Origin of the sequence: Caulobacter endophyticus (assembly GCF_029543245.1) — a bacterium.
GTDB classification, from domain to species: domain Bacteria; phylum Pseudomonadota; class Alphaproteobacteria; order Caulobacterales; family Caulobacteraceae; genus Caulobacter; species Caulobacter endophyticus_A.
Genome location: NZ_JARQWV010000008.1, coordinates 122,132 through 135,788 on the forward strand (window position 1 = coordinate 122,132; position 13,657 = coordinate 135,788).

Annotated in this window: 11 protein-coding genes; 9 read left to right on the forward strand and 2 right to left on the reverse strand. The window is 69.0% G+C overall.

The features are described from left to right. The first annotated feature begins 3 nt into the window (after positions 1 to 3). From P7A99_RS09745 to P7A99_RS09755, 3 genes are read left to right on the forward strand one after another with little or no spacing between them, the layout of a single operon-like run. The gene (locus P7A99_RS09745) at positions 4 to 2,193 is read left to right on the forward strand and encodes a beta-glucosidase family protein (RefSeq protein WP_277793691.1); all 2,190 of its coding nucleotides are present in this window, start codon (positions 4 to 6) and stop codon (positions 2,191 to 2,193) included. Between the two features lie 14 nt (positions 2,194 to 2,207). Then, the gene (locus P7A99_RS09750; RefSeq protein ID WP_277793692.1) at positions 2,208 to 3,782 is read left to right on the forward strand and encodes a carboxylesterase/lipase family protein; all 1,575 of its coding nucleotides are present in this window, start codon (positions 2,208 to 2,210) and stop codon (positions 3,780 to 3,782) included. Between the two features lies 1 nt (position 3,783). Beyond that, the gene (locus tag P7A99_RS09755; RefSeq protein WP_277793693.1) at positions 3,784 to 4,008 is read left to right on the forward strand and encodes a hypothetical protein; all 225 of its coding nucleotides are present in this window, start codon (positions 3,784 to 3,786) and stop codon (positions 4,006 to 4,008) included. 110 nt (positions 4,009 to 4,118) lie between these two features. On the opposite strand, the gene pip is transcribed toward P7A99_RS09755, so the two are convergent. After that, positions 4,119 to 5,210: a prolyl aminopeptidase gene (gene pip / locus P7A99_RS09760; RefSeq protein ID WP_277793694.1), complete on the reverse strand. Its 1,092-nt coding sequence runs from the start codon at positions 5,208 to 5,210 to the stop codon at positions 4,119 to 4,121. A gap of 141 nt (positions 5,211 to 5,351) precedes the next feature. On the opposite strand from pip, the gene P7A99_RS09765 reads away from it, so the two are divergent. Both P7A99_RS09765 and P7A99_RS09770 read left to right on the forward strand, forming a co-directional pair. Beyond that, the gene (locus P7A99_RS09765) at positions 5,352 to 5,777 is read left to right on the forward strand and encodes a hypothetical protein (protein WP_277793695.1); all 426 of its coding nucleotides are present in this window, start codon (positions 5,352 to 5,354) and stop codon (positions 5,775 to 5,777) included. Continuing rightward, positions 5,774 to 6,454 (forward strand): HTTM domain-containing protein, encoded by a 681-nt coding sequence (locus P7A99_RS09770; protein ID WP_277793696.1) that lies wholly within the window; start codon positions 5,774 to 5,776, stop codon positions 6,452 to 6,454. The genes P7A99_RS09765 and P7A99_RS09770 overlap by 4 nt, the downstream gene beginning before the upstream one ends. Here the strand turns inward: P7A99_RS09770 and P7A99_RS09775 are convergent. Further along, positions 6,451 to 7,602, reverse strand: a complete 1,152-nt coding sequence (locus P7A99_RS09775) for a lactonase family protein (protein WP_277793697.1) — start codon at positions 7,600 to 7,602, stop codon at positions 6,451 to 6,453. The genes P7A99_RS09770 and P7A99_RS09775 overlap by 4 nt on opposite strands. Before the next feature lie 110 nt (positions 7,603 to 7,712). Here P7A99_RS09775 and P7A99_RS09780 point away from each other — a divergent pair, with 110 nt between their 5' ends. The 4 genes from P7A99_RS09780 to P7A99_RS09795 all read left to right on the forward strand — a co-directional run bounded on the left by P7A99_RS09780 (position 7,713) and on the right by P7A99_RS09795 (position 13,654). After that, complete coding sequence (locus P7A99_RS09780; protein WP_431307655.1) at positions 7,713 to 8,345, forward strand: RNA polymerase sigma factor; 633 nt, start codon at positions 7,713 to 7,715, stop codon at positions 8,343 to 8,345. Next, complete coding sequence (locus P7A99_RS09785) at positions 8,320 to 9,270, forward strand: FecR family protein (RefSeq protein ID WP_277793698.1); 951 nt, start codon at positions 8,320 to 8,322, stop codon at positions 9,268 to 9,270. Before P7A99_RS09780 ends, P7A99_RS09785 begins: the two co-directional genes overlap by 26 nt. Before the next feature lie 134 nt (positions 9,271 to 9,404). Beyond that, entirely contained in the window at positions 9,405 to 12,464 is a 3,060-nt protein-coding gene (locus tag P7A99_RS09790) for a TonB-dependent receptor (protein ID WP_277793699.1), read from the forward strand. 89 nt (positions 12,465 to 12,553) lie between these two features. Further along, complete coding sequence (locus P7A99_RS09795) at positions 12,554 to 13,654, forward strand: pectinesterase family protein (protein WP_277793700.1); 1,101 nt, start codon at positions 12,554 to 12,556, stop codon at positions 13,652 to 13,654. Positions 13,655 to 13,657 lie beyond the last annotated feature (3 nt).

The window sequence follows — 13,657 nt, forward strand, 5'->3', positions numbered from 1 at the left end:
ACCATGATCCGCATGACGACCGCCGCCAGCATTGCGGCCCTTTCCCTGGCCGCCGGCGCGGCTCACGCCCAGCAGCCGTGGATGAACACCAAGCTCTCGCCCGACGAGCGCGCGGCCCTGCTCGAGAAGGAGATGACCCTCGACGAGCGCATCGGCCTGGTCCACGGCCCGATGTCGATGCCGATCTTCGGCATCAAGAAGCCCGACGGCGCCATCGGTTCGGCCGGCTACATTCCCGGCATCCCGCGCCTGGGCGTGCCGGCCCTGGAAGAGAGCGACGCCAGCCTCGGCGTCACCAATCCGCTGGGCGTGCGGCCAGGTGACGGCGCCACGGCCCTGGCTTCGGGCCTGTCGCTGGCGGCGACCTTCAACACCAAGCTGGCCTATGAGGGCGGCGCGGTGGTCGGCCGCGAAGCCCGCGCCAAGGGCTTCAACGTCCAGCTGGCCGGCGGCGTGAACCTGGCCCGCGACCCGCGCAACGGCCGCAACTTCGAATATCTGGGCGAAGACCCCTGGCTGGCCGGCAACCTGGTCGCCGCCCAGATCAACGGTATCCAGGCCCAGGGCATCGTCTCGACGATCAAGCACTTCTCGCTGAACGGCCAGGAGACCAGCCGCCACTTCGCCAACTCGGTGATCGACGAGGCGGCTCATCGCGAAAGCGACCTGCTGGCCTTCCAGATCGCCATCGAGAAGAGCCAGCCGGGCTCGGTGATGTGCGCCTACAATCTCGTCAACGGCGACTACAGCTGCGGCAACCCGCACCTGCTGAACGACGTGCTGAAGGGCGACTGGGGCTATAAGGGCTGGGTGATGTCGGACTGGGGCGCGGTCCACGCCACCGACTACATCGTCAAGGGCCTGGACCAGCAGTCGGGCGAGCAACTGGACGCCAAGATCTGGTTCGGCGAGCCGCTGAAGGCCGCCGTCGAGAAGGGCGAGATCCCGGCAGCACGCCTGTCGGACGCCACGCGCCGCATCCTGCGCTCGATGTTCGCCGCCGGCCTGTTCGACAAGCCGGTCACCCCGGGCGGCGCCATTGACTATGACGCCAACGCCGAGATCTCGCGCGCGGCGGCCTCGGAAGGCATCGTGCTGCTGAAGAACCACGAAGGCCTGCTGCCGCTGGCCAAGACCGCCAAGACTATCGCCGTGATCGGCGGTCACGCCGACGCCGGCGTGCTGTCGGGCGGCGGCTCCTCGCAGGTGGTGCCTCCTGGCGGCGCCAAGCGCGTCGTCCCGCTGGGCGGCGAGGGCATGATGGGCGCCTTCCGCAGCCAGTACTTCAACGGCTCCTCGCCGCTGGCCGCCATCCGCAAGGCCGCGCCGGACGCCAAGGTCACCTTCGACGACGGCCGCTACATCGCCTCGGCCGTCGCTGCGGCTAAAGCCGCCGACGTGGTGGTGGTGATGGGCAACCAGTGGATGGGCGAGGGTGAGGACGCCTTCGACCTCTCCCTGCCCAATGGCCAGGACGAACTGATCGCCGCCGTGGTCGCCGCCAACCCCAACGCCATCGTCGTGCTGCAAACCGGCGGCCCGGTCTCGATGCCCTGGCTGAACGAGGCCGGCGCGGTGGTCGAGGCCTGGTACGGCGGCGCCAAGGGTGGCGAGGCCATCGCCGACGTGCTGTTCGGCGCGGTCAACCCGTCGGGCCGCCTGCCGGTGACCTTCCCGGCCTCGCTCAGCCAGTATCCGCGTGAGGCTCTGCCCGGTCGCGGCGTGCCGGAGAAGACCAAGTTCGACGTCAACTACACCGAGGGCGCCGACGTCGGTTACCGCCGCTTCGCCGCCACAGGCGACAAGCCCCTGTTCCCGTTCGGCTACGGCCTGTCCTACACCTCGTTCGCCTATTCGAACCTGAAGGTCGAGGGCGGCCAGAGCGTCACGGTCAGCTTCGACGTCGCCAACACCGGCAAGGTCGAGGGCAAGGACGCCCCGCAGGTCTATCTGACCGGCGCGGCCGGCAAGCCGTTGCAGCGCCTGATCGGCTTCGACAAGGTGTCGCTGAAGCCGGGCGAGACCCGCCGCGTGACCCTGACCGCCGATCCGCGCCTCCTGGCCAGCTTCGACGCCAAGGGCCGTCGCTGGGTCGTCACGGGCGGCGACTATCAGGTGGCGGTCGGCGCCTCGGCTGCGGACCTGACCCTGAAGGGCGGGACCAAGGTCAAGGCCCGGACGCTGAAGCCGTAAGGAGGGGCGTGGCGATGAGATCTCTGGTTTCGGGCCTCGCCCTCTCGCTGGCCATGGGCCTGCCGGCCCTGGCCGCCGGTCCGGTGGTCAAGACCACCGCCGGCCCGGTCGAGGGCGTCGAGAGCGGGACGGTGGCGGCGTTCAAGGGCGTGCCTTTCGCCGCTCCGCCCGTCGGCCCGCTGCGCTGGCGCGCGCCCCAGGCGCCCAAAGCCTGGACCGCCGTCCGCTCGGCCGCCGAATACGGTCCCGACTGCGCGCAGAACCCGTTCCCGGGCGACGCCGCGCCGCTGGGCGTCAAGCCGGCCGAGGACTGCCTCTATGTGAACGTCTGGACGCCCAAGGACGCCATCAAGACCAAGGCCAGAAAGCCGGTCATGGTCTGGATCTACGGCGGCGGTTTCGTCAACGGCGGCTCATCGCCCTCGGTCTATTCGGGCGACCGCTTCGCTCGCGACGGCGTCGTGCTGGTCAGCTTCAACTACCGGGTCGGACGCTTCGGCTTCTTCGCCCACCCGGCGCTGTCGGCCGAAAACGCCGATGGGGGCATGCTGGGCAACTACGCCTTCATGGACCAGATCGCGGCCCTGGAATGGGTGCAGGCCAATATCGAGGCCTTCGGCGGCGACCCGGGCAACGTGACGATCTTTGGGGAGTCGGCCGGCGGCATGTCGGTCAACGCCCTGCTGACCACGCCCCTGGCCAAGGGCCTGTTCCACAAGGCCATCATCCAGTCGGGCGGCGGCCGGCCGCGCCTTCTGCCGTCGCTGCCGATCAAGGCTGGCCCGGGCGAGCGCTCGGCCGAGAGCGTCGGCGTCGCCTTCGCCGCCAAGGCCGGCGTGACCGGGGAGGGTCCTGAGGCTCTGGCCGCCCTGCGCGCCCTGCCGGCCGAGGCGGTGGTCGACGGCCTGAACATGGCCACCTCCGGCGTTCCCACCTGGAACGGCGGGCCGATGTATGATGGCAAGATCGTCACCAAGCCGGTGCTCGACGCTTTCGCCGCCGGCGAGTGGACCAAGATGCCGGTGATGGTCGGGGCCACCGGCGCCGACGGCTTCTTCTTCGGCGGCACGCGCGACCAGGTCTTCGCGCCGTTCGGCGAGCGGCGGGTCGAGGCTGAAAAGCTCTACGACCCGACCGGCGACGGCGACATCAAGGTCTATGGCTGGAAGGCCGCCGGCGACCGGATGTTCATCGAGCCGGCGCGGGAAGTCGCCCGCACCCTGTCGGCGCAGGACGCCCCGGTGTGGTCGTTCCGCTTCTCCTACGTGGCCGAAAGCCAGCGCAAGGAATGGTGGAGCGCCCCGCACGCCACCGAGATCCCGTTCGTGTTCGACACCGTCGACGCTCGCTACGGCGCGGCCCTGACCCCGGCCGATGCGGCCGCCGCCAAGGCCGCCCACGCCTACTGGATCGCGTTTGCGACCAAGGGGGCGCCGGAACCGGCCGGCCTCCCGGCCTGGCCGAAGTACGACGCGGCCGGCGATGCGATCATCGACTTCACCAACGAAGGGGTGAAGGCGGGGCCTGATCCGCTGAAGGCGCGGTTGGATCTGGTGAAGGCCACCACCCCCAAGCCGGCGGGCCAGTGACATGGCTGTCCGCCTCGCCGACGCGGTGATCGACCGCGACACCTTCCAGGCCCTGCGCAGGGCTCTGCCGGCGGCCACCAAGGCCTGCCTGCAGGAGACCTTCGGCATCAGCGAGACCACCTGGGTCAAGCTGCGCGACGGTCGACCGGTGAAGCAGGCGACCCTGGAGCGGCTGCTGGAGCGGTATCGCCGGGTGTGCGGGGAAACGAGCCGGCGGGCGGCGTGAGTGCTTGGCCCTCGTCCTTCGACAAGCTCAGGATGAGGGCCATTGATGCGGCGGTTCAGTAGAAAACCTCACCCTGAGCTTGTCGAAGGGCGAGGTTTTCGCTTCCGCTGTCAGCCGCCGATCTTCGGCAACCCGTCCATGATCGCCGTGAGCGCCAGCACGGTCTGGCCCTCCATGGCGCTGTGGCCGGCGTCGGTCTTGACGTAGCTGGCCGGCGGGGCGCCGATCTCGTCCAGGGCCGCCACCAGGCGCGAGGCCTGAGACAGCGGGCAGACCTGGTCGAAGCGGCCGTGGACGATATGGATGTCCAGGCCCTTCAGCGCGCCGACGTTCTTCACGATGTAGTCCGGCTCGAGGAACAGGCCGTTGGCGAAGAAGTGGGCCTCGATCTGGGCGAAGCACAGGGCGAAGTCGGCCTCGCCGAACTTACCGGCGTCGGCGTTGTCGGGGATCATGTTCGAGATCGTGCCTTCCCAGACCGACCAGGCCACGGCCGCTTCCAGCTGGCGCTGACGTTCGGCCTCACTGGCCGGGACCATGTCGAAGATCGCCTTGTAGGCGCCCATGATGTTGCCGCGGTCTTCAGGCCTGATCACCTCGACGAAGGCCTTCCACTCGTCGGGATAGGCGATGTAGGCGCCGGGCTCGGTCAGGGCGTAGGGGGTGTTGGTGAAGGCCGCCGCGTTGCCCTGGTACATGTAGAGCAGGTCTTCGGTCGCGCCCAGGAAGATGCCGCGGAGGATCAGCGAGGCCACCTTGTCGGCGTGGCGGATGGCGTAGGTCAGGGCCAGGGTGCTGCCCCAGCTGCCGCCGAACACATGCATGCGGCCGGTGATGCCCAGCGCGTCGCGCAGCTTGTTGATGTCGTCGACCAGGTGGTCGGTGGTGTTGTTGGTCAGAGCCACCTGCGGGCCGGCCGAGGCGACCGTCGGCTCGCTCTTTCCGCAGCCGCGCTGGTCGAACAGGATCACGCGATAGCGCTTGGGATCGAAGAACCGGGCCATCGGCGGGGCGCAGGCGCCGCCGGGGCCGCCGTGCAGGAACATCACCGGCTCGCCGTCCGGATTGCCGTATTCTTCCCAATAGAGCTTGTGGTCGGGCGCGGTGTCGACCTGCAGCAGGCCGCTCTTGTTGGCGACCGGTTGATCGTACTTCCATTCACCAGTGACCTTGCTGGTGGTCCGCAACCGCGAGAAATTCATAACTCGACCTTTCGTGAGGCTCATCGCCCGTGCCGTTTAGATGCGCTCGTCACCGGCGACCGCAAGTCAAAATCGGCGGCCCTCGACAGGATCCGAGCGTCCGCGTAACCCCAGCCTCGCCCCAGCCCGAAAGGAGGGACCATGGCCAATCCCTTCTCGCTGCTGGCGCCGGCGCTGGTTCCGTCCTGGAACTTCTTCGACGTCATCGCCGCTTCGCCGCGCGTCGAGTACGCCCTGGCCGACACCCGCGACGCCGTCTTGGACGCTTGGGCCGAGTTCCGGCCCCGCCCGCAACGCCTGTCGCCCGCCGCCATGCTGGCGCGGCTGGTCTGGAATCCGCGCTGGAACGAGAGTCTCTATCTGGTCAGCTGCGCCGAGCGCCTGGTCGAGGAGCCGACCGCACATAGCGAGGACGAGATCTTCCGCCGGATCGCCGCTGATCTCGCCACGCGGTCGGACGCGCCGCCGTGGCTGTCATTCCGACTGCTGTTCGTCGATCCCACGGGCGAGCGCGAGGTGCTTTACCAGGCCGCGCCGCGTCTACGGGTGGACATCGACGTCCGATGAGCTTCGACCACGCCCTTCGCCTGACCGAGGTGCTGCTGGCCCTAGCGCTGATCCAGCAGAGTTTGGAGCACCTGCGGGTCTTCCGCCGCGAGCGGCTGCTGTTCGGCGCGCGTATCCTCCTGTGCGTCCTGCTGGTCGCAGGCGTGGCCTCGCCCTGGTCGCTGGTCGGCCTGGCGGGCCTGTCGCTGCTGATCCTCCAGCGCTTCCAGGGCCCCTACAACGGCGGTAGCGACCGGCTGGGCCTGCTGGCGCTGTGGTGCGTGGCCCTCGCCAGGGTGCTGCCTGTCGATCAGGGCCGTGAGCTGGCCTTCGGCTATCTCGGCGTGCAGCTGATGCTGTCCTATTTCATCTCGGGCTGGGTGAAGATCGTGAACCCCGACTGGCGCAGGGGCGCGGCGCTGCGCCAGGTGTTCGCCTTCTCGGCTTATCCCGTCGCCGAGAGCCTGCGCGGCTGGGCTGACCGGCCGCGCCTGCTGCTCGTGATGTCGTGGGCGGTGATGCTGTTCGAACTGGCCTTTCCGCTGACCCTGCTCTCGCAGCCGTCGCTGATGGTCGGCCTGGTGGTCGCGGCGACCTTCCATCTGGCCAATGCCTGCCTGTTCGGCCTCAACCGCTTCTTCTGGACCTGGCTGGCGGCCTATCCCGCCATCCTCTGGCTACAGCAGCGCCTGTTCTAGCCCCAGGCGGGGAAGACGACGCAGGTCGGCCGATCGACCGCGATCGTCTGGCCGGTGGCGGTCAGGCGACCCGAAGCGTCGTTGCGTCCAAGGACCGTCACCGCGCCGGAGCCCTGGTTGGCCGCCAGCAGCCAGTGGCCGGTCGGATCGAGGGCGAAGCTCCACGGCGTCTTGCCGCCCGTGGCGATGCGCTGGATTTCCCGCAGTTCGCCCATGACCTCATCGACCTCGTAGACGACAATGACGTGCTCGACGCGGATCGAGGCGTAGACGAAGCGGCCGTCGTGACTGACCGCCACTTCGGCGCCGTTGATCGGAGGCTCGCCACCCGCCGGCAGGGTCTGCAACAGCTCCGGCCGGCCATCTCGCAAGCGATAGGCGCGCATCTCGGGCGTGATCTCGCTCAGCAGATAGAGGTAGCGGCCGGTCGGGTGCAGCGCCATGTGGCGAGGGCCCGTGCCCGGCGGCAGCACGACGGAGGCCTCGCCCGCCGGACCCAGTGTCCGCGTCGCCGCATCATAGGGATGGACGAAGATCCGGTCGGCCCCGAGGTCGGCGACCAGGGCGTGGCGACCCGTCGGATCGACGATCACCGCATGGGCGTGCGGTCCCTGCTGCTGCGGCGAGGGCCCCGAGCCGGTATTGGCCTGAACCGAGGCTGGCGGTTCCAGCCCGCCGTCGGCGCGGACGGGCAGGGCGGCGACGTGGCCCGTGCCATAGTGGGCGACCAGAAGGCCGCCGGCCTTGTCGTCCAGCGACATGTGCGCCGGGCCGCCGCCGCCCGAGGCGACCGTCGAGAGCACGGTCAGGGCGCCGGTCGCGGGATCGGCCTTCAGGGCGTGGACCTGGCCCTGTTCGCCGGGGCCGTAACCGGTTTCGCTCAGCGCATAGACAAGCGGGCGGTCGGAGTGGGCGACGAGCCAGGTCGGTCGTTGCAGGGGCGCGACGACGCCGATCGCCTTGAGGCCGCCGGTCCTGGTGTTCAGCCGGGCGGCGAAGACGCCCTGGCCGTTCTTGTCGGCCTGGGTTCCGATGTAGACCAGTCGTTCTTCCCGCGGGGCTGCCTGCGCGGTCTGGGCCGCCATCAGTCCGAGGGCCCCGGCGGCGATCGCGCGGCGAGTGGGCGAACCGTGTCTGGAATCGGTCATCGGCGTCTCCTCCACCTACGATTGTCAGGCTTTGGAAGGGGCGTCGATAAGACCACTCGGGTTTCTGCGTCGCAGAAAATCGCGCCGGGTTTGACGGAAGTTTCGCGCCCGTGCATCGCTCCCTCCAGAACAACTCGACCAGAGTGGGTGGGACGGAAACGGTGTCGGAGGGGCGTGCGCGCGTCGTGGCTTGGATCGGGCGGGAAATCCTGCCCCACGAAGCCGACCTGCGCGCCTGGCTGCGGCGGGCCTTCGCCACGGCCGGCGACGTAGACGACATCGTGCAGGAGACCTACTGCCGCCTGGCGGGCCTTTCCCATGTCGACCACATCGGCGAGCCGCGCGCCTACCTGTTCCAGGCCGCCCGCAGCGTCGCGCTGGAGCAGCTGCGGCGGGCGCGGGTGGTGCGGATCGACACGGTGACGGAAATCGACGCGCTGAACGTCGAACTGGATGAGCCTTCGCCCGAGCGCATCGCCGGCGGGCGGCGCGAGCTGGAGCGGGTTGCGCGCCTGATCGCCGCATTGCCCGACCGCTGCCGCCGGATCTTCGAGATGCGCAAGATCGAGGGGCTGCCGCAACGCGAGATCGCCCGCCGCATGGGCGTGACCGAGAACGTGGTCGAGAACGAATCCGTGAGGGGGCTGCGCGCCATCCTCGCCGCCCTCGCCGAGGGTGAAACCGAAGAAGTCACGGCCGTGAGGAGGCCGAGTACGCATGACCGAACGCGAAAGCGCCGCTGACATCGAGGCGGCCGCCGCCCGATGGGTGGTGCGCGCCGATCGCGGGGATCTGGACCCGGCCGAGCTGGAGGCCTGGCTGGCCGCCGACACGCGCCGCCAGGGCGCCTTCGTGCGCGCCCAGGCCGCCTGGGGTCTGCTGGATCGTGGTCGTGCGCTCGAGGTTGAGGAGGCGCCGCGACGTCTCCACGTCGGCCGCCGAGGGCTGCTGGCCGGCTTCGGCGCGGCGGCTGCCGCCTGCGTTGCGGTGGTCGTGACGCCGCGACTGCTTGCCGCCCGCTACGGCACCGCCGTGGGCGAGATCCGTCGCGTGCCTCTGGCCGACGGTTCGCTGGCCGCGATCAACACCGACACCGCGCTGGAAGTGGCCATGAAGCCGCGTAAGCGCGAGGTGCGGCTCGACCGGGGCGAGGCATGGTTCCAGGTCGCCAAGGACGCCGAGCGGCCGTTCGTAGTGGAGAGCGGTCCGGTACGGGTGAGGGCGGTCGGCACGGCCTTCTCGGTGCGTCGCCGTGACGGCGGCTGCGAGGTGCTGGTCACCGAGGGCGTGGTCGAGGTCTGGTCCGAAGGCGCGGGCGAGGGGCCTCGCCGGGTAACGGCTGGCGAGCGGGTCTTCGCTTCGGACAGCGCCGGGGCGGCGCGGCCGATCCCGGCTTCTCTGGAGATCACCCGCGAACTGGCCTGGCGCGAGGGCCAGATCGTGCTCGACGGCGAGGCCTTCGGCGCGGCGGCCGAGGAGTTCAACCGCTACAACGCCCGCAAGATCGTCATCGCCGACCCGGCCCTGGCCGAGCAGAAGCTGGTCGGCTGGTTCCGCACCAACGAGCCCGAAAGCTTCGCTCGCGCCGCCGCAGCCAGCTTCGGTGCGCGCGTGACGGTGCGCGGCGACGCCATCCTCGTGCAGTCGGTCGCGCCCTTGGCGGAATAGGGATTTTGACCGTTCACGGAGGACGGTCTTCGAAAAATATCGCCGAGCTCTGACGGAAACCGGTTTCCCGCCCATCGCTCAAGACAGGCGCTCCCAGAAGCGCCGTGCGAAACAAACAATAGGGAGGGCGCGGAATGGGTTATCCGCGAGACGTCTACGGGAAATCGGCCCTGATGCTGGCGGCGGGCGCCGCCGCGGTGCTGGCCAGCAGCCAGGCCCAGGCCCAGACGCGCAAGTTCGACGTGCCGGCCCAGGCCGCGGCCACCGGCATCCCCCAGTTCGGCAAGCAGGCCGACCTCCAGATCTTGGCTCCGCAGGCGGCCGTCCAGGGCAAGCGAGTCAACGCCGTGCGCGGGACCTTCACCGTGGCCGAGGGCCTTTCGCGCCTGCTCGACGGCGCCAACCTGACCATCGTCTCCAACGACGGCCGCACCGCGGTGCTCGGCCAGAAGGGCTCGGTGCAGCTGGCCTCGACCGCGCCGGTGGCCATCCCGCAGCAGTCCGAACCGATCGGCGACACCATCGAGGAGCCGGCGGCCGTCGAGGAGGTGGTCGTCACCGGCTTCCGCGCCAGCCTGGGCAGCGCCCTGAACATCAAGAAGCGCACCAGCGGCGTCGTCGACGTCATCAAGGCCGAGGACATCGCCGATTTCCCGGACGCCAACCTCGCCGAGTCCATCCAGCGCGTGCCGGGCGTGTCGATCGCCCGCGACGCCGGCGAAGGCCGCCAGATCACCGTCCGGGGCCTGGGGCCGCAATTCACCCGCGTGCGCATCAACGGCGTCGAGGGCCAGAGCACGGCCAGCGGCACCGACAGCTCGGGCGGCGCCAACCGCAACCGCTCGTTCGACTTCAACGTCTTCGCCTCGGAACTCTTCAACAGCATCACCGTGCGCAAGACCGCCTCGGCCTCGACCGAGGAAGGCTCGCTGGGCGCCACCGTCGATCTGCAGACGGGCCGGCCGTTCGACTACAAGGGCGCGACCCTCGTGGTCTCGGCCCAGCAGGGCTACAACGACCTGTCGGAAAGCTGGGATCCGCGCTTTGCCTTGCTGGCCTCCAACACCTGGGCCGACGGCAAGCTCGGAGCCCTCGTGTCGGTGGCCTACACCGAACGCAACCTGCTGGAAGAGGGGCACGGCTCCGGCGGCTGGTTGAACGGCACGGAGGTCGGCGGCTTCAGCCCGGCCTCGACCTTCACCCAGGCCAGTTCGGCCAGCGTCTTCACCCCGCGCTTCCCGCGGTACGGCCGCCTGACCCACGACCAGAAGCGCCTAGGGGTCACCACCTCGCTGCAGTTCCGGCCCGACGAGAAGACCCTGGTCACGGCCGATTTCCTCTATTCGGACTTCAAGGCCACCCGCACCGAGAACTGGCTGGAAGCCCTGTCCTTCGCCCGCAACGCCGCCCAGGGCGGCCGCCCGGAGATCATCGTCCGCGACGGCGTGGTCAATTCCAAGGGCGACATGGTCTATGGCCTGTTCGACGACGTCGACGTCGAGAGCGAGACCCGCTTCGACAAGCTCGACACCAAGTACACCCAAGGCACCTTCACGGTCGAACATCGCTTCTCTGACCGCTTCAAGGTGACGGGCCTAGTCGGGTTCTCGAAGTCGGACTTCGACAATCCGATCCAGACGACGGTGATCCTCAACCGCGAGAACGCCGACGGTTTCTCGTACGACTATCGGAACAACGCCAAGCTGCCGGCGATGAACTTCGGCTTCGATGTCACCGACCCGCTGGCCTACAACTTCGGCGCGGCGCGCTCGGAGATCCGCCTGCGGCCGCAGGGTGTGACCAACACCATCCAGACCGCCCAGCTCGACGGCGACTACGAGCTGAACGACACCTTCCGCCTGAAGGCCGGGGTGAACCTCAAGAAGTACGAGTTCGACTCCTGGGCCCTGGCGCGGGTCAACGAGTCCGTCGTGCCGACCCTGCCGGCCGGCGTCACCCTGGCCAGCCTGACCAACCTGGTCAGCGGTTTTGGCAAGAACCTCGGCGGCTCGGGCTATCCCACCAACTGGGCCGCGCCGGATCTGAACGCCTTCGCCAAGCTGTTCGACATCTACAGCGGCACGGGCCTGTTCGAACTGTCGGGCGCCAGCAACGCCAACGCCCGCGGCAACATCCGCAGCGTCGAGGAGAAGGACACCGCCGCCTATGTGCAGCTGGACTTCAACTCCGACCGCTTCGCCTGGCCGATCCGCGGCGATGTCGGCGTGCGCTACGTCAAGACCGAGCAGAGCTCGACCGGCTACCAGTTGGTCGCCGGCGCGGCCCAGCAGGCCACCGTCGATCGCGACTACGAGGACGTGCTGCCGGCCCTGAACCTGACGGCCGAGGTGACGCCCGACTTTCTGCTGCGCTTCGGCGCGGCCAAGGTCATGACCCGACCCAACCTGGGCAGCCTGACGCCCGGCGGCAGCCTCAGCGTCGTGGGCGTGTTCAGCGTCAGTTCGGGCAACCCGTATCTCGACCCGATCCGGGCCACGACCTACGACCTGTCGGCCGAATGGTACTTCGCCAAGGACGCCCTGCTGTCGGTCGGCCTGTTCTACAAGGACATCGACAGCTACATCCAGACGCAGCGGATCTCGCAGACCTTCGCCGCCTCGGGCCTGCCGACCAGCCTGCTCGACGGTCTGGCCGGCGTGTCGGCCAACGACACCTTCCTGTTCAGCAAGCCGGTCAATACCGAGGGCGGCCCGCTGAAGGGGATCGAGATCAGCTACCAGCAGCCGTTCAGCTTCCTGCCGGGCCCGCTGCGCCATACGGGCGCGATCTTCAACGTCACGATCGTCGACTCCAAGATCGACTACATCTCGTCGCGCTCGGCCACCGGCTTCGTGCAGAACGATCTGGTGGGCCTGTCGAAGAACGCCTTCAACGCCACCCTCTATTACGAGGACAGCAAGTTCAGCGCCCGCGTCTCCGGCGCCTATCGCGACAAGTACCTGACCGCCGTGCCCAGCGGCACCTCGACCAACGACATCGACGGGGTGCGCGACACCTTCACCGTCGACGCCTCGGCCTCGTACCAGATCAACAAGCGCCTGAAGGTCACCTTCGAGGGGTTGAACCTGACCGACGCCTTCAACGAGCAGTACACCGACAGCGTGCGCGACAGCATCTACGTCTATTCGCACACCGGCCGGCAGTACAATTTCGGCCTGAGGTACTCCTTCTAGGCCGGACCGGACCTTCCTCCTCCCAGGGGAATGTTGGGCGTCGGCCGTCCCTCCCGGCCGGCGCCCGCTCTTTTTCTTTCGAGGCTTCGATGACGATGGTTTCGCGACGGGCCGTGGCGGCCGGGCTCCTGCTGCTTCCTGGCGTCGCCTCGGCCGCGCCGCGCTACGACGCCGTGCTCAAGCGACCCGACGACCCGCGCCGGTTCTCTGCCCCGACCTACGACAAGCTTTCAGCAGCCGTGGCCGCTGCGCCGACCAACGGGACGCGGCCCTTCCGCATCCTGGTGACAAAGGGGGCGTTCGACGAGCAGGTCGTGATCGACAAGCCGTTCATCCACCTGGTGGGCGAGAGCCGCACTGGCTCGATCATCACCCACCTGGCCGCCTCGGGCCTGACTGCGCCGGACGGCAAGCGCTGGGGCACGTTCCGCACGCCGACCCTGTTCGTCCGCGCGCCGGATTTCGCCGCTCGCAACCTGACCATCCGCAACGCCTTCGACGGCCTGGCTGAGATGACCAAGCCCGGCGGCCTGCACTCGCACGACGGCGGCGGCCCGCAGGCCGTAGCCCTGATGCTCGACAAGGGCAGCGACCGGGCGCGGCTGACGCAAGTCGACATCCTCAGCTACCAGGACACCCTGTTCCCCGACGCCGGCCGCAGCCTGTTTGAGCGCTGCCTGATCGCCGGCAGCTACGACTTCATCTTCGGGGCGGGCAGGGCGTTCTTCAGGGACTGCGAGATCCGCTCGCTGCCACGGCCGGTCGATCCGGTCGACGGCTATGTCGTCGCGCCCAGCACGCCGATCGACCAGCCTTTCGGCTTCGTCTTCAAGGACTGCCGCTTGACCAAGGCCGCCGGCACGGCGAGGCATTCGGTCTATCTGGGACGACCCTGGCGGCCCTCCAGCCAGTTCCCGGACGGGCGCTACGGCGATCCGAAATTCGTCGGGGCGACCGCCTTCATCGACTGCTGGATGGACGACCACGTGGCTCCGGAAGGCTGGACGCAGATGTGGTACACCGGCAAGGACGGCAATCCGCGCACCATGCTCCAGCCCGAGGACGCCCGCTTCTCGCAGTACGGTTCCAAGGGCCCCGGCGCGGCCGCCTTCCGTCGTGGACGGGCGTTGAGCGCCGCCGAGGCCGGGGCGATGAGCGTCGACGCCGTCCTGGCCGGCTGGCGCGTCTGAGGC

Bases quoted from the DNA above. Each gene is read 5' to 3' on its own strand.
- P7A99_RS09745 (WP_277793691.1), top strand. From the start codon at position 4: ATGATCCGCATGACGACCGCCGCCAGCATTGCGGCCCTTTCCCTGGCC.
- P7A99_RS09750 (WP_277793692.1), top strand. From the start codon at position 2,208: ATGAGATCTCTGGTTTCGGGCCTCGCCCTCTCGCTGGCCATGGGCCTG.
- P7A99_RS09755 (WP_277793693.1), top strand. From the start codon at position 3,784: ATGGCTGTCCGCCTCGCCGACGCGGTGATCGACCGCGACACCTTCCAG.
- pip (WP_277793694.1), bottom strand. From the start codon at position 5,210: ATGAATTTCTCGCGGTTGCGGACCACCAGCAAGGTCACTGGTGAATGG.
- P7A99_RS09765 (WP_277793695.1), top strand. From the start codon at position 5,352: ATGGCCAATCCCTTCTCGCTGCTGGCGCCGGCGCTGGTTCCGTCCTGG.
- P7A99_RS09770 (WP_277793696.1), top strand. From the start codon at position 5,774: ATGAGCTTCGACCACGCCCTTCGCCTGACCGAGGTGCTGCTGGCCCTA.
- P7A99_RS09775 (WP_277793697.1), bottom strand. From the start codon at position 7,602: ATGACCGATTCCAGACACGGTTCGCCCACTCGCCGCGCGATCGCCGCC.
- P7A99_RS09785 (WP_277793698.1), top strand. From the start codon at position 8,320: ATGACCGAACGCGAAAGCGCCGCTGACATCGAGGCGGCCGCCGCCCGA.
- P7A99_RS09790 (WP_277793699.1), top strand. From the start codon at position 9,405: ATGGGTTATCCGCGAGACGTCTACGGGAAATCGGCCCTGATGCTGGCG.
- P7A99_RS09795 (WP_277793700.1), top strand. From the start codon at position 12,554: ATGACGATGGTTTCGCGACGGGCCGTGGCGGCCGGGCTCCTGCTGCTT.